At 70.3% G+C, this 21434-nt stretch carries 20 protein-coding genes; 12 read left to right on the top strand and 8 right to left on the bottom strand.

From position 1 onward, the window contains the following. Positions 1 to 2: 2 nt before the first annotated feature. The 4 genes from ACFY3D_RS07235 to ACFY3D_RS07220 all read right to left on the bottom strand — a co-directional run bounded on the left by ACFY3D_RS07235 (position 3) and on the right by ACFY3D_RS07220 (position 3417). The gene (locus ACFY3D_RS07235) at positions 3 to 446 is read right to left on the bottom strand and encodes a VOC family protein (protein ID WP_362896135.1); all 444 of its coding nucleotides are present in this window, start codon (positions 444 to 446) and stop codon (positions 3 to 5) included. Positions 447 to 860: 414 nt separating this feature from the next. Next, positions 861 to 1436, bottom strand: coding sequence for a CGNR zinc finger domain-containing protein (locus ACFY3D_RS07230; protein ID WP_389976024.1), 576 nt, complete (start codon positions 1434 to 1436; stop codon positions 861 to 863). Positions 1437 to 1592: 156 nt separating this feature from the next. After that, complete coding sequence (locus ACFY3D_RS07225; RefSeq protein WP_350943403.1) at positions 1593 to 1799, bottom strand: hypothetical protein; 207 nt, start codon at positions 1797 to 1799, stop codon at positions 1593 to 1595. Beyond that, positions 1789 to 3417, bottom strand: coding sequence for a PspC domain-containing protein (locus ACFY3D_RS07220; protein ID WP_389976021.1), 1629 nt, complete (start codon positions 3415 to 3417; stop codon positions 1789 to 1791). The genes ACFY3D_RS07225 and ACFY3D_RS07220 overlap by 11 nt, the downstream gene beginning before the upstream one ends. A 142-nt stretch (positions 3418 to 3559) precedes the next feature. On the opposite strand from ACFY3D_RS07220, the gene ACFY3D_RS07215 reads away from it, so the two are divergent. The 6 genes from ACFY3D_RS07215 to ACFY3D_RS07190 all read left to right on the top strand — a co-directional run bounded on the left by ACFY3D_RS07215 (position 3560) and on the right by ACFY3D_RS07190 (position 9382). Beyond that, complete coding sequence (locus tag ACFY3D_RS07215; protein WP_350943406.1) at positions 3560 to 4774, top strand: PspC domain-containing protein; 1215 nt, start codon at positions 3560 to 3562, stop codon at positions 4772 to 4774. Between the two features lie 67 nt (positions 4775 to 4841). Continuing rightward, positions 4842 to 5480, top strand: a complete 639-nt coding sequence (locus tag ACFY3D_RS07210) for a response regulator transcription factor (RefSeq protein ID WP_362502753.1) — start codon at positions 4842 to 4844, stop codon at positions 5478 to 5480. A gap of 51 nt (positions 5481 to 5531) precedes the next feature. After that, positions 5532 to 7001, top strand: coding sequence for a glutamate-cysteine ligase family protein (locus ACFY3D_RS07205; protein ID WP_389976017.1), 1470 nt, complete (start codon positions 5532 to 5534; stop codon positions 6999 to 7001). Between the two features lie 55 nt (positions 7002 to 7056). Beyond that, complete coding sequence (locus ACFY3D_RS07200) at positions 7057 to 7731, top strand: neutral zinc metallopeptidase (protein WP_389976014.1); 675 nt, start codon at positions 7057 to 7059, stop codon at positions 7729 to 7731. A 241-nt stretch (positions 7732 to 7972) separates the two neighbouring features. Next, entirely contained in the window at positions 7973 to 8251 is a 279-nt protein-coding gene (locus ACFY3D_RS07195) for a WhiB family transcriptional regulator (protein ID WP_389976011.1), read from the top strand. 123 nt (positions 8252 to 8374) lie between these two features. Continuing rightward, the gene (locus ACFY3D_RS07190) at positions 8375 to 9382 is read left to right on the top strand and encodes a CPBP family intramembrane glutamic endopeptidase (RefSeq protein WP_389976008.1); all 1008 of its coding nucleotides are present in this window, start codon (positions 8375 to 8377) and stop codon (positions 9380 to 9382) included. Positions 9383 to 9484: 102 nt separating this feature from the next. Here the strand turns inward: ACFY3D_RS07190 and ACFY3D_RS07185 are convergent, their stop codons facing one another. Further along, positions 9485 to 10204 (bottom strand): PIG-L deacetylase family protein, encoded by a 720-nt coding sequence (locus ACFY3D_RS07185; RefSeq protein ID WP_350943416.1) that lies wholly within the window; start codon positions 10202 to 10204, stop codon positions 9485 to 9487. A gap of 118 nt (positions 10205 to 10322) precedes the next feature. Here ACFY3D_RS07185 and pcrA point away from each other — a divergent pair, with 118 nt between their 5' ends. Further along, the gene (gene pcrA / locus ACFY3D_RS07180) at positions 10323 to 12587 is read left to right on the top strand and encodes a DNA helicase PcrA (RefSeq protein ID WP_389976005.1); all 2265 of its coding nucleotides are present in this window, start codon (positions 10323 to 10325) and stop codon (positions 12585 to 12587) included. Positions 12588 to 12873: 286 nt separating this feature from the next. Here the strand turns inward: pcrA and ACFY3D_RS07175 are convergent, their stop codons facing one another. Further along, positions 12874 to 13782: a hypothetical protein gene (locus ACFY3D_RS07175; RefSeq protein WP_350943419.1), complete on the bottom strand. Its 909-nt coding sequence runs from the start codon at positions 13780 to 13782 to the stop codon at positions 12874 to 12876. A gap of 345 nt (positions 13783 to 14127) precedes the next feature. Then, positions 14128 to 15021, bottom strand: coding sequence for a hypothetical protein (locus tag ACFY3D_RS07170; RefSeq protein ID WP_389976002.1), 894 nt, complete (start codon positions 15019 to 15021; stop codon positions 14128 to 14130). 464 nt (positions 15022 to 15485) lie between these two features. On the opposite strand from ACFY3D_RS07170, the gene ACFY3D_RS07165 reads away from it, so the two are divergent. From ACFY3D_RS07165 to ACFY3D_RS07150, 4 genes are all read left to right on the top strand, one after another. Continuing rightward, the gene (locus tag ACFY3D_RS07165; protein ID WP_350943422.1) at positions 15486 to 15893 is read left to right on the top strand and encodes a cobalamin B12-binding domain-containing protein; all 408 of its coding nucleotides are present in this window, start codon (positions 15486 to 15488) and stop codon (positions 15891 to 15893) included. Between the two features lie 265 nt (positions 15894 to 16158). Continuing rightward, on the top strand, positions 16159 to 17340 hold the full coding sequence (sucC, locus tag ACFY3D_RS07160) for an ADP-forming succinate--CoA ligase subunit beta (RefSeq protein ID WP_350943424.1): 1182 nt from the start codon (positions 16159 to 16161) through the stop codon (positions 17338 to 17340). Next, entirely contained in the window at positions 17340 to 18215 is an 876-nt protein-coding gene (gene sucD / locus ACFY3D_RS07155) for a succinate--CoA ligase subunit alpha (RefSeq protein ID WP_350943426.1), read from the top strand. Before sucC ends, sucD begins: the two co-directional genes overlap by 1 nt. Positions 18216 to 18402: 187 nt before the next feature. Continuing rightward, positions 18403 to 20064 (top strand): DUF6350 family protein, encoded by a 1662-nt coding sequence (locus tag ACFY3D_RS07150; RefSeq protein WP_389975999.1) that lies wholly within the window; start codon positions 18403 to 18405, stop codon positions 20062 to 20064. A 240-nt stretch (positions 20065 to 20304) separates the two neighbouring features. On the opposite strand, the gene ACFY3D_RS07145 is transcribed toward ACFY3D_RS07150, so the two are convergent. Continuing rightward, positions 20305 to 20715 carry a hypothetical protein gene (locus ACFY3D_RS07145; protein WP_362502719.1) on the bottom strand — a complete coding sequence of 137 codons (411 nt, stop codon included), beginning with the start codon at positions 20713 to 20715 and terminating at the stop codon, positions 20305 to 20307. A gap of 112 nt (positions 20716 to 20827) precedes the next feature. Between ACFY3D_RS07145 and purN the strand changes: the two genes are divergently transcribed. After that, positions 20828 to 21415: a phosphoribosylglycinamide formyltransferase gene (gene purN / locus ACFY3D_RS07140; protein ID WP_389975996.1), complete on the top strand. Its 588-nt coding sequence runs from the start codon at positions 20828 to 20830 to the stop codon at positions 21413 to 21415. Positions 21416 to 21434 lie beyond the last annotated feature (19 nt).

Genomic DNA, 21434 nt, shown 5'->3' with positions numbered 1-21434 from the left:
ATCTAGAAGAAGCCGCAGGTAGGAGCGGCGGCCACCGGTACGGGAGAGCCTTCGACGCCCGTGGGCGTGTAGATCTCCAGCCGGATCCCGTCGGGGTCCTCGAAGAACACGCCGCCCGAGGACGCGCCCTCGCCGTGCGCCACCACGCCGTCGTGGTGGAGCGTGGCGCCGGCCTCCCTGATCGCGTCCTCGGCCCGGCGGACCGCATCGAGGTCCGGAACCTGGAAGGACAGGTGGTGCAGGCCGGGCAGACCGGTGGCGAAGCGGCCCTCGCTCTGCTGCCAGAGGGTGAGCATCAGCGTGCCGTCGAGACCGAGGAAGGCGTACCTGCGGTCGGCCTCACCGGACTCGGCGAGGACCTCGAAGCCGAAGATCTTCAGGTAGAAGTCCCTGGACCTGTCGAGGTCGGAGACGTTGAGGCCGACATGGCCGGTCTGGAAGGTCATCTGATCTCTCCCGTCAGGTTTTCTAACGGATCGGCCCGTTAGTTTGGCTGCAGGATGAATCTAACGCATAACTGGCATTTTTCCCATTATAAATTTGTGGTGTAAATCACAATGGAGAAGACCTCGATGTGAGCTCGGCGCGGGTGTCGCGGGTGCGGCCCGCCTTGGAGACGCGGACATGAGATGGGTCGTCCCGGCGCCGCCCCACGTCGTTCCGCGGCCGGGGGCCGGTGCCGCCTCATGTCATTCCGTGGCCGGGGTCTCGGTGTTGGTTCGCGGTGTTTCGTGGCCGAAGTTCCGGTGCCGGTTCGCGCCGCCTCGCACCCGTGCGTGGGGAAACACCCGTGCGCGGGGAATAGGGGGAGCCGACGCGGTGACGGCTCACGTGGCACTCGTGAGGGGATCCCGGAGGGGTCAGCCGTCGCGGTGCTGGTGGTAGTGGCGGGCCGCGCGGGCACGGTTGCCGCAGCCGACCGAGCACCACTCCTGCCGGGCGTGGTCCTTAAGGAAGTAGAGCACGCAGCGCGGCGCGGGGCAGGTGCGGAGCCGCTCCCGCTGAGGCCCGGCGAGCAGCTCGATCGCCGACGTCGCGAGGGCCGCCCGGATCCGCTCCGACTCCGTGACCCCGTCGCCGTGGACGCTGCGTGCCCGGGGAACGCCCTCGGCGGGCCACTCCAGCCGCGCGGCGAGCGGCACGGCGAGAGCCGCGGCGTTGACCAGGTCGAGCGACTCGGCGAAATCGGGAAGCCGGTGCGCGTCCGCGCCGCTCGCGGTGCCCGGTTTCACCGCCCTGGCGAAGAGCGCCCGTACGGCCTGCCGCAGCTCCACCACCTCGACCCGCAGCCGCTCGGAGGCGACGAACTCCGAGTCGATCCCCAGCTCGGCGGCGTGCGCCCGGCCCCACGCGGTCATGCCCGCCACGTCGGCGAGCGTGTCCGTGAGGCCGGCCCGCGTCGCGCGGACGGTGCTGACGAACTCCAGGGCGGACATGCTCCGACTCTAATGCCTGATCTGGCCTTTCACCGTTAGGTCCTGCTCGGGGGCGGATCTTCAGCCGGGTCGGTCGCGGCCCCGCGCGCCGGTCGGCGTGGGTGCGCCTGCTGCGGCGACTCCGGAGCGCCCGTCGCCGGGTGAAACACCGGCCTTCTAGCGCCGGACGGACTTGACCAGGATGGTGACCAGGCCCGCGAAGCCCAGGCCGCCCACCAGGATCGTGAGCATGACCAGTGGCGAGACGGACGGCTCGCTGATGAAGACGATCCCGGCCGCGATGAAGACCACGCCGCTGAGCAGGGCCATCCAGTCGGTGCGGTGTACGCGACGCTGCTCGGCCCTGTCGATGTCAGGCCGCACGGCGCACCTCCACGTCCCCGATGCCGGCCTTCACGTTCAGCACGATGGTCGCCACGTCGCCCTTGGGGGGCACCTCGGGCTCCAGGATCTTGTTGTGCGCGATGTCCGCCCCTCCCTCCACCGCGTGGTCGATCTTGATGTCGCCGAACCTGGTGGAGCTGTTCACCTCGACTCTGGCCGTCGCGGGCAGGATCACGCTTATCGAGCCGACCGAGATCGAGACGTCCACGATGGTCCGTGAGCCCTGGGGCAGGACCAGGTCGCTCAGGTCGAGTCTGCCCGCTCCCACGCCCACCGAGTAGTCGCGGGCCACCTCGGACAGGGTGACGGGCCGCCAGTCGAAGTCGCCGAACTTCTTCGGCATGCCGCCCAGCGTGGGCCCCGCGACCAGGGCGATCGACAGGATCGTGCCGGTCGCGACCAGTCCCGCTCCCCGGCCGAACCAGGTGGCGACCAGCAGGCCGGCGCCGATGACGACGAGTACCGCGCCGCCGGCGACCGTCATGTTGACCGATCCCGAGGCGGACTGGATCGCCACGATGACCCCTCCAACGATCATGGCCAGACAGATGGTGATGCTCCCGACGAGCGACCTGGGCCGTCGCGGGCCGGGTGGTGCCACCACCGGCCCGCCGTACGCGGCCGGGTCGTAGGGGGAGTAGGGCTGCCGCCTCCGGGGATCCAGAGGCTGATAGGGGCCGTACGGCGAGAAGGGCGCGCCGGAGGAGTCGAAGGACGGCCTCGTGTGGGCGTAATACGGGTCCTGCGGGGTCTCGCCGGGTGCCTCCCGCGGTGGCATGGCGGGACCGGGGGGTATGCCCGGCGCATGCCCGGTGGGGCTTTGCGGGGTGGAGGGCGGATGGGACGTCGTGGAGCCCGGTCCGGCCTCGGGCGCGTACGGCTCCGTGACCGCCTCGCCACCCGGCCGCGCCGCGGCGTGAGCGGTGTCTCCCGAGGTGGTGCCGGGAGGGCCTGCCGTCGGAGCTTCGGCGTACGCGGTGGGGCCGGTGGCCCAGGGCGCGGCGGCGTGGGCGGCCGGGTCCCGTTCGCCGACTCCGGGCGGTCCTGCGGGGGTGGACGAGCCCGGCCACCCGCCGGGCGGGTGCGGGGTGCGGCGCCTGCGCAGCCGATCGGGCAGGGACCTGGCCACGGCCAGCAGGTCGACCCCGCGGGAGTGGGCGGCGAGCAGGGCGATCGCGAACACCGTACCGACCACGACCGTGCCGGTGCCGATGCCGTCCGAGGAGACGTTGACGATCAGCCCGAGGGCGAACAGGCCGGTGAGCAGGGTCAGGACCGTCTCGCTGTCGAAGTCGCGCCGGGTCCACTGCTCAAAGTAGCCGGGGCCGCCGTCGGTCTCGCGCATCAGCAGGAACGCCGCGAGGTAGAGCATGATGCCGATACCGGAGCCGAGCACCAGGACCGCGAAGCCGACCCGCAGCACCACGGGATCGATCTGGGCGTATCTCCCCAGCCCCGCGCAGACGCCCGTGAGCATCCGTCCCTCGTTGCTGCGCTTCAGGCCGTGCTCCTCGAAACGCTCCTCGGAGCGCTTTCCCGAGAGGTAGGAGGCGGACGGCGAGCTCGCCGGACCATGGGCCCGCCCGGTGTCGTTCATATGGTCAATCGTGGCCTTTCCCGGTCCGTGACGCATCCGGGAGACCCCTGAGTCGTCCCGGAGGGGGGATGCCTCTCTCAGGGTCGCTTCAGGGGAACGCCTGATGCAGTGGCAGGCTGATTCATGTGACGATGCTGACGATATGGCTGACCGACAGACAGTTCGTGATTCGGCGCCCGTGACACCCGAAGAAGCCCCTTTCCCCCGCCTTGTGCGGCCGGTGGAAGGACGGCTGATCGCAGGGGTGGCCCAGGGCGCCGCCGCCCAGCTCCGGCTCGACCCGGTCGTGCTGCGGCTGACCTTCGTGCTGCTCACCGTTCTGGGCGGGTTCGGCACCCTGGCGTACGCCGCGCTGTGGATGTTCACCCCGCGCGAGCCGCACGAGGGCAGGGAGCCTTCGAGGGACTGGAGCCAGCTCGCCGCGTACGGCGCGATCGGGCTGGCGCTGACAGCCCTGGGCTGGCTCACCGGCGCCTCGGAGACCGGGATCGGGGCCTGGCCGCTGGCCGTGGGCGGCATCGGTTCGCTGATCCTGTGGCAGCAGGCCGACCCCGACCGGCGGCAGCGCTGGATGAACCACACCGTCGGGCAGGTCCGCCAGAACCGGGTCCGTACGTTCCTCGGGCTCGTGCTCGTCGTGGTCGGCGCGATCGGCTTCCTGGTGGCCAACGACGAGCTGGGCAAGGCCCGTCCCGGCATCGTGTTCACCATGGTGGTCGTGGGCGGCGTCGCGCTGATCGCGGCGCCCTGGCTCGCCGCCCTGTGGAAGGAGCTTCAGCGCGAGCGCCGCGAGCGCATCCGGCAGGAGGAACGCGCCGAGGTGGCCGCCCACGTGCACGACTCGGTGCTGCACACGCTGACGCTCATCCAGCGCAACGCCCAGGACCCGCGCGAGGTGATGCGGCTCGCCCGCTCCCAGGAGCGGGAGCTGCGCAACTGGCTCTACCAGCCCCAGCAGGACGCCGACGCGTCGGTGGCCGCGGCCGTGCGGCGGGTCGCGGCCGAGGAGGAGGACGCGCACGGGGTGCCGATCGAGGTCGTCTGCGTCGGCGACGGCCCGCTCACCCCCGAACTGTCCGCGATGATGCAGGCCGCGAGGCAGGCCATGGTCAACGCCGCGAAATACTCCGGTGCCGAGGTCGTCTCCGTGTACGCCGAGACGGAGCCGGACGAGGTCACCGTCTTCGTCAGGGACCGGGGGGCCGGGTTCGACATGAGCGAGGTGCCCGAGGATCGTATGGGTATCCGCCAGTCGATCATCGGCAGGATGGAACGCCACGGGGGCAGCGCCCGGGTGCGGACCGAGCCCGGCGAGGGCACGGAAGTGATGCTGACCATGAAGCTGGAGAAGACGTGAGTATCGAGCGAGCCGAAGTCGTGCGACCGGCCGGAAGGCGGACCTCAGGACCGCGAGGGGAAGTCCGATGAGCGTGGTGAAGGTCCTGATCGTCGACGACCACCGCCTGTTCCGTTCCGGGGTACGGGCCGAGCTCGGCGAGTCCATCGAGGTGATCGGGGAGGCCGAGGACGTGGAGTCCGCGGTCAAGGCGATCGCCGCGCTCGGGCCCGACGTGGTCCTTCTCGACGTGCACATGCCCGGTGGCGGAGGCCAGGAGGTGCTGCGCCGGGTCCTCGGCTCCGGTTCCACGGTGCGCTTCCTCGCCCTGTCGGTCTCCGACGCGGCCGAGGACGTGATCGGCGTGATCCGGGGCGGCGCGCGGGGATACGTGACCAAGAACATCAGCGGGCGGGAGCTCACCGACGCCATCCGCAGGGTGGCCGAGGGCGACGCGGTCTTCTCGCCGAGGCTGGCGGGGTTCGTGCTGGACGCGTTCGCCTCCAGCGAGGCCCCGCCGATCGACCCCGAACTCGACTCGCTCACCCAGCGCGAGCGCGAGGTCCTGCGGCTGATCGCCCGGGGGTACGCGTACAAGGAGATCGCCAAGGAGCTGTTCATCTCGGTGAAGACCGTGGAGACCCACGTCTCGTCCGTGCTGCGCAAGCTGCAGCTCTCCAACCGTCACGAGCTGTCCCGCTGGGCCACGGCGCGCCGACTGGTCTGAACCTTCACCCCCTCCTGTACGAGCAGTTACTTATGTGCGACTCTGCGAAGTATGGGACGCGATGTACCCGCGATGGTGTTCAGCCGCGAGGACCGGCGGCGCTATCGGGACAAGGTTCGGCGGTGCCTTGACGTCTTCGCGCAGCTGCTGCGCGAGTCCAGGTTCGAGTTCGACAGCCCTCGGGCCGGGCTGGAGATCGAACTCAACCTCGTGGACGAGCGCGGCGAGGCCACGATGAAGAACACCGAGGTGCTGGAGGCGATCGCCGAGCCCGACTGGGGGACCGAGCTGGGCCAGTTCAACGTGGAGATCAACGTCCTGCCGGAGTCGCTGGAGGGAGACGGCGCGGCCCGGCTGGAGAAGGTGATCAGGGACCGTCTCAACCACGCGGAGGAACGGGCCCGCACCGTCGGCGGGCACATGGTGATGGTCGGCATCCTGCCCACGCTGCGGGAGAGCGACGTCCACGAGGGCACGCTGTCGGCCAACCCCCGCTACAAACTCCTCAACGAGCAGATCTTCGCGGCGAGGGGCGAGGACCTGCACCTGTCGATCGAGGGCGACGAGTCCCTGGAGACCTACGCCGACAGCATCACCCCCGAGGCCGCCTGCACGAGCCTGCAGCTGCACCTCCAGGTCAGCCCCGAGGCGTTCGCCGCCAACTGGAACGCCGCCCAGGCCATCGCGGGCCCCCAGGTGGCGCTGGCGGCCAACTCGCCGTTCCTGTTCGGCCGCAGACTCTGGCAGGAGACCAGGATCCCGCTGTTCGAGCAGGCCACCGACACCCGCCCGGTGGAGCTGAAGACCCAGGGCGTCCGGCCCCGGGTGTGGTTCGGCGAGCGGTGGATCACCTCGGTCTTCGACCTCTTCGAGGAGAACGCCCGCTACTTCCCCGCGCTGCTGCCCCTGTGCGACGAGGAGGACCCGCGCGAGGAACTGGCACGCGGGATCACCCCGCAACTCGGCGAGCTGACCCTGCACAACGGCACCGTCTACCGGTGGAACCGGCCGATCTACGCGGTCGTGGACGGCACCCCGCACCTGCGGGTGGAGAACCGGGTGCTGCCGGCCGGGCCCTCGGTGGCGGACGTCGCCGCCAATGCCGCCTTCTACTACGGGCTCATGCGCGTCCTGCCGTACGCCGAGCGCCCGGTGTGGACGCGCATGTCGTTCGCCGCGGCCGAGGACAACCTGCACGCCGCGGCACGACACGGCCTGGACGCCAGGCTCTTCTGGCCGGGGCTCGGCGAGGTGGCCGCGTCCGAACTGATCCTGCGCCGCCTGCTGCCGCTCGCCCACGAGGGACTCGACCTGTGGGGCGTGGCCCCCGAGTCCAGGGACCGGTTACTGGGGATCGTCGAGCAGCGCTGCCTGACGGGCACGACCGGGGCGAGCTGGCAGATCGACACGGTGAACGCGTTCGGCGACCTCGAAAGGCACGAGGCGCTGCGCCGGATGACATTGCGGTACATCGAGAACATGCACACCAACGAGCCCGTCCACACCTGGCCGTCCCCCTGAACCCCGGTCGTGCCGATTCCGCGCGCGGGGAGCGAGACTCCGTCACGATGGATTCATGAGAGCGTTCTCTTTTCTCCTGGTGCTCGTGCTCGCGGCCGTCACCGCCTGCGGGAGCGTCGGGAAGGGCACGGAACCGGAGGCCGGTCCCGCCGGTGAGCGGGCCACGCCCAGCGCACGCGGGGAGACGTTCGAGTCGGACGTCGAGCTGGCCAGGGAGCTCACCGAGGCCTACTGGAAGCAGACCTTCTCCGCGGCGGGGCTGACCTACCGCCCGGTCGCCGCGTTCACCGCCTACCAGGGGGAGAACGGGCCCGACTGCGGCGGGCAGCCCTCGGTGCCGAACAACGCCTTCTACTGCCCGGTGGGGCACTTCATCGCCTACGACGAGGGCTGGATGAACGATCTCTACGAGCGGATGGGCGACGGCTCGGTCTACGTGATCATTCCGCACGAGTTCGGCCACGCGGTGCAGGCGCAGCTGAACACCGCCTTCCGGCTGAGCATCGAGCAGGAACTCCAGGCCGACTGCTACGCCGGAGGAACCCTGGGAGCGCTGGTCAAGGGCGGCGCGCTGCAGACCGAGCCGGGCGACGAGGACGAACTCCTGCTCAACCTCGCCGCGGCCGGCGATCCCACCGACGACTGGCTGCGTCCGGACGCCCACGGCACGGCGGGGCAGCGCCAGGAGCTGTTCGTCAAGGGCTACAACCAGGGAACGAGCGCCTGCTGAGGTATGGGCGCAGAGAGGCCCGGAGCCGGGGACCACGTCCGCGATGGCCTCGCGCGGCCTCACGCCTGGGCGTCCGGAGTCACCGCGCGGGAGCCGGAGAAGCCGCCGGGCGGGGCACCCGCCTGACCAGGCCGCGACGAAAGTACGCCGCGATGAGTACGCATGAATCCGCCGGGAGGTTGATGCCGGGCCGTCCCGGTCCACCTACGCTGAGGGCGGGGAGCGACCAGGGGGTGATGGCATGCGGATGACGGTGCGGGAGATCGGCTGGGCCGCGCGAGGTGCCTGCGGTACGAGCGATCCCGAGCTGTTCTTCCCGCTGACGCAGTCGGCCGAGCACGAGGCGCGGGCGAAGGCGGTCTGCGAGCGGTGTCCGGTGCTGCAGGAGTGCCGGGCCTACGCGCTCCGCGCGGCCGAGCCGGAGGGGATCTGGGGTGGCCTGACGGTGAAGGAACGCCGCGGCCTGCGCTTTCCCGACGGCTGGCGCCAGGCCGCCACGGGCCGGGCCCCCGTCGCGTAGCCTCGAACCGGATTCGTGCCGGATCGGCGGGGATCATCGAAGGCGCGGGGCGGACCCGAGGTCGCGATCCCCGGCGCGGCCCGGCAGGCGGGGCGCGAGACGACGTCCGAGGGAGTCGTGGGCATGGAACGCGAACCGGAGCGAGCCGCCCGTGCCGGATCCGAGGCGGTGCCCGGCGCTCTGCCGGGCACACTGGCGGGCGCGGTGGCGGTGCTGGTGGCGGCGAACGTGCTCAACAACCGCCTGGCGCCGAGGCTGGCACCGCTGACCTCGGCCGCGGCCACCGGCGCGCTGGTCGTCATGGCCCGCCGTTCCGGGCTCTCCTGGGCCGAGCTGGGGTTCCACCGGCGTTCGCGGGGTCTGCGGATCGGCGGCGCGCTCGCCTCCGCCGTGGCCGGGGCCTACGCCGTCGGCATCGCCGTGCCGGCCACCCGCAGGTTCTTCCGCGACGAGCGCGCCCTGTCCCTGTCGCGCGCCCGCGCGCTGGAGGAGGCCCTGATCCAGGTGCCGTTCGGCACGGTCCTGCTGGAGGAGGTCGGTTTTCGCGGGGTGACGCACGCCCTCGTCGCCCGCTCGCACGGCCACGGTACGGCGACCGCCGTCTCCTCGGTCCTCTTCGGTCTCTGGCACATCCTGCCCGCCGTCGACATGATGGCCGCCAACCCCGCCCTGAGCCGCCTGGCCACGGGGGAGGCCCTCAGCGCCCCCGGCGCTCCCGGCGCCCCTGACGTTCCCGGTGTCCCCGACGCCGCGGGCTCCGGTGGCTCCCGTGGCTCTCGTACGGAGGGGACGGGAGGCGAAGGTCCCGGCGTACCGGTCGCCCTCGCCTCTCGCGCGCGGGGAACGGGAGGCGAGGAGGGCTCCGGCGTACCGGCTGTGCCCGCCGAACCGGACGCGCCGGGCGTGCCACGAGGCCCGGAGGGGGCGCCCGCGTGGCAGGTGGCGCGCGTCGTGGCCGGGTCGGTGGTCACGACGGGCCTCGCCGGGGTGCTCTTCACCGAGCTGCGCAGGAGGGGCGGTCTCGCCGCTCCCGCGCTGTTCCACGTCGCGACCAACTCCCTGGGCTACCTGTTCGCCCGCCTCGCCCCGCCGGAGGAGCCGGCCTCGGGCCGCGGCCCGCTGCCGAGGTGACCCCGCGCCGGCGGGTCCGGCCGTGCTCTCCCGGTCTCGGCCTTCGGCCGTGCTTTCCCGGCTCTCCCCGGGCCGTGCCCTCCCGGCCTGCGCGCGGGGAGATCAGACGGTGATGACCCGCTGGAAGGCCTCGACGTAGCGACCCTCGCCGAAGCCCGCCTCGGTGGCGATCTGCGAGAAGCGGCCCCGCAGGAAGTCCTCGAAGTCATCCAGGTGGTCGATCTGGCTGGCGTGGGCGCGCAGGGCGGCGAGCTTGCGGTCGAAGGTGTCGGTGACGTCCACGTAGTGGTCGGGCGTCGGGCCGCCGTTGAGCCAGACCTCGCGGACGGTCCACGCCTCAAGGCCCTCGTCGAGCAGCAGCGAGGGGAAGGTGTACGGGTTGCGCGCGTCGGGATAGACGGCGTCGAGGGTGCAGCCGCCGACCGCCCGGTGGTCGGGGTGGCTGGGGGCGATGAACCGGTGGTTGCGCTCGGGGCTGTGGGTGATCACCAGGTCGGGCCTGACCTGGCGGATGACCCGGGTGATCTCGCACCGCAGCTCCAGGCTCTGCACCACGGTCCCGTCGTGGCGGCCGAGGTAGCGCACGTCGGTCACTCCGACGGCCTTGGCGGCGTTGGACTGCTCGGTCCGGCGAAGCTCGGCCATCCCGGTGTTGTCCAGCTCGCGGTCGAAGCCGCCGGCGTCACCGTCGGTGACCACGCAGTACGTCACCTCGACACCTCGCGCGGTGAACAGCGCCATGGTTCCCGCGGCGGCGAAGTCCACGTCGTCGGGATGCGCGGTGACCGCGAGCACGCGGCTGATCTCGTTTTCCGAAAGCATGGGAGGACCCTTTCGTTTTCCGCGTACCGCTCGGTCATCACAACCGTGGGCGAGTCCACCCGCATTCCTTGACGACGACTGGACCCGGTTGTCGGTCGGTCGTTCTAACCTAGGGGACGTGTCGATCCCAGCCTCTTCCCTGACCCATCCGTTGCTCGACGGGCTCAATCCTCAGCAGCGCGAGGCCGTCGTGCACCACGGCAGCCCCCTGCTCATCGTCGCGGGTGCGGGTTCCGGCAAGACCCGGGTGCTCACCCACCGCATCGCCTACCTGCTGGGTGAGCGGGGCGTGCAGCCGCAGGAGATCCTGGCGATCACCTTCACCAACAAGGCCGCGAGGGAGATGAAGGACCGGGTCGACCGGCTCATCGGCCCGCGCTCGGCGGCGATGTGGGTGATGACCTTCCACAGCGCGTGCGTGCGGATCCTGCGCCGCGAGGCCAAGCGCCTCGGCTTCCCTTCGGGTTTCTCCATCTACGACCAGGCCGACTCCCAGCGCCTGATGGCGATGGTCTGCCGCGAGATGGACCTCGACCCCAAGCGTTACCCGCCGAGGTCGTTCTCCGCCCAGGTGAGCAACTTCAAGAACGAGCTGATCGACTATGAGACGGCGGCGGCCCAGGCGTCCACCCATCTGGAGCGCAAGCTCGCCGAGGCGTACCGCAACTACCAGCAGAAGCTCACCGAGGCCGGAGCGATGGACTTCGACGACCTCATCATGCTGACGGTGACGCTGTTCCAGATCTTCCCCGACGTGGCCGAACACTACCGGCTCCGCTGGCGCCACATCATGGTCGACGAGTACCAGGACACCAACCACGCCCAGTACACCCTGATCCGCGAGATCGCGGGCCGTCCCGAGCCGCGCACCGCCGACGGTGACGTGGTCAGGGAGGGCGGCGAGAGCAGGGTCGCTCCGGCCGAGCTGTGCGTGGTGGGTGACGCCGACCAGTCGATCTACGCCTTCCGCGGTGCGACGATCCGCAACATCCTGGAGTTCGAGCGCGACTACCCGGAGGCGAGGACGATCCTGCTGGAGCAGAACTACCGCTCCACCCAGACGATCCTGTCCGCCGCCAACGCGGTGATCTCGCGCAACGCGAGCCGCAAGCCCAAGAACCTCTGGTCCGACCAGGGCGCCGGGGCGAAGATCATCGGCTATGTCGCCGACAACGAGCACGACGAGGCCATGTTCGTCGCCCAGGAGGTCGACAGGCTCACCGACCACGAGGACGTCGTTCCCGGCCAGGTCGCCGTGTTCTACCGGACCAACGCCGCCTCCCGGGTGTTCGAGGAGATCTTCATCCGGACCGGTCTGCCCTACAAGGTGGTGGGCGGGGTGCGCTTCTACGAGCGCAAGGAGGTCCGCGACCTGCTCGCCTACCTGCGCTTCCTGTCCAACCCGAACGACGTGGTCTCGCTGCGCCGCATCCTCAACGTGCCCAAGCGCGGCATCGGCGAGCGGGCCGAGGCGATGGTCGAGGCGTTCGCGACCAGGGAGCGGATCCCCTACTGGGAGGGGCTGCGCCGGGCGGACGAGGCGCCGGGCATGGCCACCCGCTCGCTCAAGGCCATCGGCGAGTTCGTCGCGCTGATGGACGAGCTCATGGTGAAGGCCGACGACATGACGCCCTCGGAGCTGGCCCAGGAGGTGCTGGTGAGCACCGGTTACCGCCTGGAGCTCACCGCCTCCAACGACCCGCAGGACGAGAGCCGCCTGGAGAACCTGGACGAGATGATCTCGGTCGCCTCAGAGTTCGAGGAGGCGAATCCCGAGGGCACGCTGGTCGAGTTCCTGGAGCAGGTCTCCCTGGTCGCCGACGCCGACCAGATCCCGGCGGCCGACGGCGGCCAGGGCGTGGTGACGTTGATGACGCTGCACACCGCCAAGGGGCTGGAGTTCCCCGTGGTGTTCCTCACCGGCATGGAAGACGGGGTCTTCCCGCACATGCGCTCTCTCGGCGAGCCCAAGGAGCTGGAGGAGGAGCGTCGCCTGGCCTATGTCGGCATCACCAGGGCCGAGCGGCGCCTCTACATCTCCAGGGCGGCCGTCCGTAGTTCCTGGGGCTCACCCGCGTTCAACCCGGCGTCCCGGTTCGTCGCCGAGATCCCGTCCGAGCTGGTCGACTGGCGCAGCGACCCGGAGAAGAGCGCCTGGAGCGCCGCCACCCGCCGCGACTCCCGCCCCGCCCCGGCGAGGAAGCCCGGCGGCAGGCAGATCCCCAACCTCACCCCCGGTGACCGGATCACCCACGACCAGTTCGGTCTGGGCACGGTGGTGTCGGTGGACGGCGTCGCGGAGAAGACCAAGGTCAAGATCGACTTCGGTGGCGGGGGAGAGAAGACCCTGCTGCTGGCGTACGCGCCGCTGGAGAAGCTCTGACCCGCGACCGGCGGTTGACGCCGGGCTGACTTACTCCACGGCCCGGGGGCTCCGTCGCCCAGCTCGTTTCCGATCTTCGGGACCCGCGTGTCCGGCACCGGATGACGATGCCGGACGTCGACCGACCGTAATCGGGCGAGAGGTGCCGAGAGCCGGGGTGTCCAGGCCGGAGGTGTCCGACGAGTGCCCGGTTGTCGCTCACCGGGCACTCGTCCCGTCCGAGATGCCCTCGGTGATCGCCTCGGACCGGTCTCCGAGTCGCCGATCACCTCGGGTGGCGTGCGGTTCAGCCCTTGAAGATCTCTCCGATGGGGTCCTCCGGCGGGGAGGTGTCACCGATGAGCTCGTCGAACTCGACCACCTGGCCGGCGGGCGGCGCCTTGATCGTGACCTTGGTGCCCCAGCCGGTGTAGCGGGTGTCGTTGACGTAGGACAGCTCGGTGCTGTTGAGGCCCCGGGTCGACTCCGTGTACGACGACACGACCCGGCGGACCAGCTGGTCGGAGCCGACGTAGATCTTCCAGGTCACCGGGAGCGTCGCGGACCTGCCGGTGGGCTTCTTGACCAGCATCGCGCGCACCGCGGGAGAGACCTTGAAGAGCTCGGCCAGCGTGATCGTGCCCGAGTGGACCGTGGTCCGGGTCCCGTCCCACGTCCCGCCGGGACGCTTGGCGGTGGTGCGGGCCAGGGTCGCCCGCAGCGTGGCGGGCTCGACGGTGCTGATGATCTGCTGGACGGCGCTGACCAGGTAGGCCGTGTCGCCGCGAGTGCGCAGCCACTTCTTGCCCTCGGGCATGGACTCGGCGAAGATGCCGCCCGAGGTGTAGGAGACGCCCTTCAGTGAGATCGTCCGCGACGGGGTGAACAGGCCCTTGAGCTCGCCATCCTCTGCGGGCAGGTTGAACTTGGTGGTGAGGTCCGAGGCGACCAGGCCGGTCCTGCCGAACTCCAGCACGCCGCTCCGCCGGGTGAAGATCGCCCGGTGCTTCTTGCCCTCACCGACGACCTTCGTGTTCTCGGTGAGTTTCACGCCCCTGTGGGTCCTGAAGTGGCGCTTCAATGCCGAGACCGGGTCGGCCGCCGAGGCCGTCGCGGCCGGGGTGGTCTTCGCGCTCGCCGGAGTGACGGCGACCAGCGTGGGAGCGATCAGGGCTGCCACGGTGGCGCCGGTGAGGGCGGCGATCATTCGCCTCATCGAGGGGGTCCTCCCGTATGTGTCCTCGCGTCGTCGCTGAGGGCGGAAGAAGATTCTTGCCTATATCCCGAAATATCGGATCAAGAACCGCCGAAGCCGGCGAGTCCCGTGTGACCGAAGAACGCGGAGGGCGCCGACCGCCTGCCGAACCATACCGGGAGCCGAACGTGCCGGACAGCCGATCATCCCAGGCGGTGGGAGGATCCTTCGACGCGCCGGGTCCCGCGCACGTCAGGTCTCGCATGTGTCGGATCCCGCATACGTGGAAACGCGGCGAGCCGCGCCCGGTGGTGAGATCCACCGGGCGCGGCTCGTATGGTTCGGGGCGCGGTCAGCGCGGAAAGGTCACTTGCCGGCGATCAGCGGGATGGGCGTGTCCGCCAGGAAGCCCGCGTCCAGCTCCTTCATCGTGGCGACCTGGTCGGCCGGCGGAGCGGTGATCGCGACCTCCGACCCCCAGGCGCTGTAGCTGGTGTCGACCATGAAGGTCGGGCCGTTCTTGAAGGTCGTGTACGACGTCGCCAGCCGTACCGGGAGCCGGTTGGCATTGAGGAACAGCTTCCAGCTGATCTTGACCTTGGTCTCCTGCCCCGTCAGCTTCCGCCCTTGCGTGACGCGGAACCACGGTGAGACCTTCTGGAGCTCGCCGGAAGTGATCTGCCCGGCGTAGGCGTTCGAGCGCTTGACCGTGGCGCGGGCGAGGAGGGCCTTGAGGGTCGCGGGCTCGGCGATGTTGACGAACTGGCCCATTGAGCCGGTCAGACCGAGCGTGTCCTCGGGGGATCCGAGCCAGGGCTTGTCCCTCGGAAGGAACTGCCCGAAGGCGCCGCCCCCTACATAGGCCTTCTTGTTGACCCGCACGACTCGTTCGGGCTCCGCCAGTCCGGCGAGCAGCTTCTCGAACCGCTCCTCGTCCGCGGTCTTCTCGCCGTTGGAGTCGCCGCTCCCCGTGCCGAGTCCGAGGTCTTCCTCGGTGAAGCGCACTTCGGTGGTGTGGTCCGAAGCGGTGATCCCGGATGCGTTGAACTGGAATTCGCCCTTACGCTTGCCGAAAACCGTGCTCTTACCGGCGACTTTCCTCTTGATGGTGTCGACGTACGCGACGCCGTGACCACTCTTGAACTGCTTCTTCAGCGCACTGACCGGGTCGGCGGCCTGCGCGTGCGCGGTCGATGCCAGCGCCGGAACGCCCAGCATGGCCGTCGCGGCGCACGCCAGACCGGCGATGTATCGCTTCAAAGGGAAATCCTCCTGATTGATCCCTCCACCCCGCTGGGGAGGGGAAACACATTCTTGCGGGGCAAGATCACGAAATGGTAGCGCATTTGGAGGATCGCCTTGAATTAAACGTGCATATTCGGTGCAGAGGCGCCCTCTCGATCTTTGGAAGCCCTGTCGGAACGCGGATCCGTTTCCGGTCGACCACGGACGGTCAGTTTCCTTTTTTTGTGGGTTTTTCGCGGGACCTCGGCCCTCCCGCGCATTCCCGCCGGTTTAACCGGGGCACGGTCGTTCGGGCGGCGGTCGTGGCGCCGTACGAGAAAAAACGATGAAATCGGCGCCGCTGTAATGTGGTTCGCGATGGCCCGCCGACTCCGGCGAGATGTGCCGGTCGCGGTGGCCCGCCCACCCCGGTGAGACGTGGCCGGTTACGCTTCCGACAGTTCCCACGTCGCGAGGGGAGCGCAGACAAGGAGGTCTGGATGGATGCCGTGTCAAGAATCCGCGTCGTCATCGCCAAGCCGGGGCTGGACGGCCACGACAGGGGTGTGAAGATCGTGGCGCGGGCGCTGCGGGACGCCGGGATGGAGGTCGTCTACACCGGCCTGCACCAGACGCCCGAGCAGATCGTGCGCACCGCGATCCAGGAGGACGCCGCGGCGATCGGGCTGTCCATCCTGTCCGGCGCGCACATGACGCTCTTCGCGAAGGTGCTGGAGCTGCTGAAGGAGAACGACGCGAGCGACATCGTCGTGTTCGGCGGCGGGATCATCCCCGAGGACGACATGCCCGCGCTCCAGGAGATGGGCGTCGCACGCGTCTTCACCCCGGGCGCCACCACCCAGGAGATCGTCGACTGGGTGCGCAGCGCGATCCCCTCGCCCGTCTGACATCCCCTTCGGGCCGGTCTCTCGCCACTCCGACGGACCTCTGACAGGTCGCTCGCCGCTCCGGTGAACGATCTCACGGGGCGGCGGCAGGGCCTGTCGGTTCGGCGCTCACGGTGTTCGAGGCGTACGATCTGGAACCCGGTTACCTGGTCATGTCATCAGGCGGGCTAGGCTTCATTGGCGCAAAACCGTCGGGCTCCCCTTGGATCATGGAGTCGGCCCGCTCTCATCTGTACACCAGCCGGACAAGCAAGGACGGACCCTCGTGGACCTGTTCGAACATCAGGCGAAGGAGCTCTTCGCGGAGTACGGCATCCCGGTGCCGCGCGGCGTGGTCGCGCACACCGTGGAGGAGGCACGGGCGGCAGCCGAGGAGCTGACCGGCCGTGTCGTCGTCAAGGCCCAGGTCAAGACCGGTGGTCGCGGCAAGGCCGGTGGCGTGAAGGTCGCCGACGACGCCGCCGACGCCGAGCGGAAGGCCACCGACATCCTCGGCATGGACATCAAGGGCCACACGGTCCACAAGGTCCTGATCGAGGAGGCGAGCGCGATCGCGGAGGAGTACTACTTCTCCTTCCTGCTCGACCGCGCCAACCGTACGTTCCTCGCCATCTGCTCCGCCGCGGGCGGCATGGACATCGAAGAGGTCGCGCACAGCACCCCGGAGAAGGTCGCGAAGATCCCGATCTCCCCCCTGGACGGCGTCGACCGGGCCAAGGCCCGTGAGATCGCCCAGGCCGGCGGGCTGCCGGAGGCCGCGCTCGACGGCTCCGCCGAGCTCATCGAGAAGCTCTGGTGCGCCTTCGTCGACGAGGACGCCTCTCTCGTCGAGGTCAACCCGATGATCCTGTCCGCCGACGGCCAGGTGAAGGCCCTCGACGGCAAGGTCACCCTCGACGACAACGCGGCGTTCCGCCAGACGGACCACGCGGCCTTCGAGGACAAGGCCGCCGAGGACCCGCTGGAGGCCGCGGCCAAGGCCAAGGACCTCAACTACGTCAAGCTCGACGGTTCCGTCGGCATCATCGGCAACGGCGCCGGCCTGGTCATGTCGACCCTGGACGTCGTCGCCTACGCCGGCGAGGCGTTCCCCGGCACGCCCAAGCCCGCCAACTTCCTCGACATCGGCGGCGGCGCCTCGGCCGAGGTGATGGCGGCCGGTCTGGAGATCATCATCTCCGACCCCGCGGTGAAGTCGATCTTCGTCAACGTCTTCGGCGGCATCACCGCCTGTGACGCGGTCGCCAACGGCATCGTCTCGGCCTTCCAGCTGCTGGAGGCCCGGGGCGAGAGCGTGAGCCGCCCGCTCGTCGTCCGCCTGGACGGCAACAACGCCGAACTCGGGCGTCAGATTCTCTCCGACGCGAAGCTCCCCGGCGTCGAACTGGTGGACACCATGGACGATGCGGCCAAGCGCGCCGCCGAACTCGCCGCGGTAGGTGCGTAATGGCCATCTGGCTGAACGAGAACAGCAAGATCATCGTCCAGGGCATGACCGGCGGTGAGGGCACCAAGCACACCCGCCGGATGCTCGCCTCGGGCGCCCGCGTCGTCGGCGGCGTCAACGCCCGCAAGGCCGGCACCGTCCACGAGGGCCTGCCCGTCTTCGGCACCGTCGCGGAGGCGATCAAGGAGACCGGCGCCGACGTGTCGGTCGTCTTCGTGCCCCCGGCGTTCACCAAGGACGCCGTCAAGGAGGCGATCGACGCCGAGATCCCGCTCTGCGTGGTCATCACCGAGGGCGTCCCGATCCACGACACCACCGAGTTCTGGGCGTACGCGGTCGCCAAGGGCGGCAAGACCCGGATCATCGGGCCCAACTGCCCCGGCATCGCCTCCCCCGGCGCCTCGAACGCGGGGATCATCCCGGCCGACATCACCAGCGCGGGCCGCATCGGCCTGGTCTCGAAGTCGGGCACGCTGACGTACCAGCTCATGTACGAGCTGCGCGACATCGGGTTCTCCACCGCGGTCGGCATCGGCGGTGACCCGGTCATCGGCACCACGCACATCGACGCCCTGCAGGCGTTCCAGGACGACCCGGGCACCGAGGCGATCGTGATGATCGGCGAGATCGGCGGCGACGCCGAGGAGCGCGCGGCCGCCTACATCGAGCAGCACGTCACCAAGCCGGTCGTCGCCTACGTGGCGGGCTTCACCGCCCCCGAGGGCAAGACCATGGGCCACGCGGGCGCGATCGTGTCCGGCTCGGCCGGCACCGCCCAGGCGAAGAAGGACGCGCTGGAGAAGGTCGGCGTCCGCGTCGGCAGGACCCCGAGCGAGACCGCCCGCCTGATGCGCGAGGTCGTCAAGTCGCTCTGACGCACGGCTCCGGGGCCACGGCCCCGCCCACTTTCGAAGGGCGTCCGGCATCTCGCCGGGCGCCCTTCGCCATGCGGTTTCCGTGTCGGCGTCACCCGGATACCACAGGGGGATCCCGTGACGCGGTGCGCGACACGCGGGCGAGGGAGTCCCTTCCGCACCGAAGATCCTGAGAGCATCGACTACTGTGACGGCCCTTTTCGATCAGCTACGGACGGCTCCCCGTAACGTCCTCAGCCGTATCCCCCTGCCCGGCCTCACGGGTGACGACGACGACGCCCGTCGGCCGCTTCCCGTCTCCGGGATGCTCGCCGCCGCGTGGACCCTCGGCGTGGGGCTGGCGGTGCTCACCACGCTCACCCTGGTCGGCTGGATCGCCGCTCCCCGCGGCGCGCTCGGCGCGGGACTGCCCGCGGTGTTCCGCACCGCGTCGCAGCTCTGGCTCGCCGCGCACCACGCGGGCTTCGCGATCCCCGGCGGTTCGGTTGGCCTGCTTCCGCTCGGGCTGACGATCCTGCCCGCCTTCCTGCTGTACCGCGCCGGGATGTGGATGGCCCGCGACGCGGATCTGCGGCTCCGGCTGCCCGCCAGGCTGCCCAAGAACACCCCGAAGGAGGTGTCCAACGCCCGCCGCAGGGCGCAGCTGGTCCTGATCGCGCAGGCGGGCATCTCGCTGGCGGCGCCGTACGCGCTGCTGGCCGGGCTGATCGCGCTGGTCACCAGGAACGAGATCACCCAACCCTTCCTCGGCGACGTGCTGGCCAGCCATCTGGTGCTGGCCTTCCTCGCGGGCTCGGTGGCCGTCGCCAGGACGATCGGCCCCTGGCGTTCGATGTTGCGCCTGCTGCCCGAGCGGCTGCGCTCGGTCGTGGCCGGGACGTCCGCCGCGCTGGGGATCATGCTCGTCGCGGGTGCCGTCATGGTGGCCGGGGCCGTCGTGGTCAACTTCGGGCAGGTTCAGGAGCTCTCCGGGATCCTGGCGCCGGGGTTCGTCGGAGGTGCGCTGCTCCTGCTGGTGCAGGGGCTCTACCTGCTCAACGCCGTCATCTGGGGCCTCGCCTACATCGCGGGTCCGGGGTTCGCGGTCGGCACCGGCACGCTGGTCGCGCCGACGGGCGTGCAGCTCGGCACGGTCCCGAGCCTGCCGATCCTGGGCGCGCTGCCCGAGGCGGGCCCGACGCCGGCCTGGGTGATGATCGTGATCGCGGTGCCTTTCCTGGCCGGGGCCGTGGCGGGTGTCCTGGTCGTCCGGATCTCGCCCTCCCCCTCGTACGAGGGGGCGCCGCTGTGGGGGTTCGCCTGCGGGCTCGCGACCGGGACGGTGGCGGGCCTGCTCGCCGCGCTCTCCGGCGGCTCGCTCGGCGGCGCGCGGCTGGCCGCGCTGGGTCCCTCTGGCTGGGAGGTGATGGTCTCGGTGACCCTGGAGGTGGGCGTCGCGGCCGGGATCGCCGCGGGACTGGCCAACTGGTGGTTGATCTTCCGTGGGCACAACACGGCCGTCACCAAGGCGGCGGCCAAGGTCGGCACCGCCACCGCGCCGGTGCGCAAGGCGGGTGTCAAGATCGCCAAGGCGGCGGCCTCGGCGGCGGGAAAGGTCGGCTTCGCCGAGCCGGAGGAACTCCAGAAACTCCCCGGCTACTGGCTGGACGCCACGGAGTGCGACACCCAGCCGATCCCGGTCATCAGGGACGACTGGGAGGACGAGCACGCCTCGGCCGCGGCGGAGAACCCGCAGAAGGCCCGCCGCCCCGACCCGCCGCGCCCGCCCCGGCGCGACATCGTCGACGAGAGCGACGACAAGGGCGGCCACGTCATCTACGTCGACCCCTACGCCTGGGACCGCGACTGAGGCTCCGCGCCGGCCCAGGCCGAGCGATGGATCCAAGCCGGTCAGGGAGACGCCGGTGAAGCTCTGGGCGGGTCAGGGCCGGGCGATGACAGCCGAGCAGGTCCGAGCCCGGTCCGAGCCGGTCAGGGAGGCGCCGGGAGAAGCCTCGCGCCGAACAGGGGCCGACGGAACCAAGCCGGTCAGAGTCGCGCCGGGTGAAGTCCCGTGCCGGTCAGGGCCGGGCGATGAGAGCCGCGCCGGTCAGGGAGGGAAGGGGAAGCGCACCTGGCCGGGCTCCAGGAAGGGCAGTTTCTTCTCCATCGCCCGTTCGAGTTGCTCCACGCACTCGTTCTGCGCCGTCACGGTGCCCGCGCCCCTGCCGCACTCGGTGTAGGCGGCCAGCTCGTCACCGAAGTAGAACTGCAGCGACGTCACCGCGATCGAGATCAGCAACGCCGTGGCCGACAGCACGACGCCCACCACGGCGGTGCCCGCCGGCTTGGGGATGGCGCGGAGCGTCCTGATCGCGCGGATCGAGGTGGCGAGGGCGAAGATCGCCATGACGATTCCCGCGAGGGGGAGTAGCAGCGTCATCACCGCCGCGGCGACCGCGAGCCACAGCGCCCTGCGACCGGCGCTCTCAGTGGGCCGGACCTCGACCGGTGGTGTCACCTGACCTCCTTGCGTTGTTCGTACGGACAGGCCGATACCCTTGCAGCGGCGTGAGTCCCCGTCCGAATGGAGTGCGTCGGTGTCATCCCAGGCCGTTCGGCTTGTGGTTCTCGTGTCCGGTTCTGGAACCAACCTACAGGCCCTGCTGGACGCTGTGGCAGACGAGACCTACGGTGCCCGGATCGTGGCCGTGGGCGCCGATCGCGGCGGTATCGAGGGGTTGACCCGCGCGGAGCGCGCGGGGGTGCCGACCTTCGTGGAGAGGCTGGCCGATCATCCCACCCGCGAGGAGTGGGACGGCAGGCTCGCCGCCCGGATCGCCGAGTACCGGCCGGACCTCGTGGTCTGCGCGGGGTTCATGAAGATCCTCGGCGCGCCGACGCTGAACGCCTTCCCGGTCCTCAACACCCACCCCGCCCTGCTGCCCTCCTTCCCCGGCGCGCACGGCGTCCGTGACGCGCTCTCGTACGGCGTGCGCGTCACCGGCTGCACCGTGATGCTCGCCGACGCGGGCGTCGACACCGGGCCGATCATTGCCCAGGAGGCCGTGCCCGTGCTGGACGGCGACGACGAGCCGACCCTGCACGAGCGCATCAAGACCGTCGAGCGTCATCTGCTCGTCGACACCGTCGGCCGGATGGCCCGCGAGGGCTGGACCGTCACCGGCAGGATTGTTCGATTCGGACGACCCGGCGGATGAGCCGGGTTCCCGGGGGAAA

This window comes from Streptosporangium sp. NPDC000509, from assembly GCF_042898365.1.
Taxonomy (GTDB): Bacteria; Actinomycetota; Actinomycetes; order Streptosporangiales; family Streptosporangiaceae; genus Streptosporangium.
The sequence above is the reverse complement of the archived record's forward strand: the minus strand, read 5'-3'. Positions and strand labels throughout refer to the sequence as shown.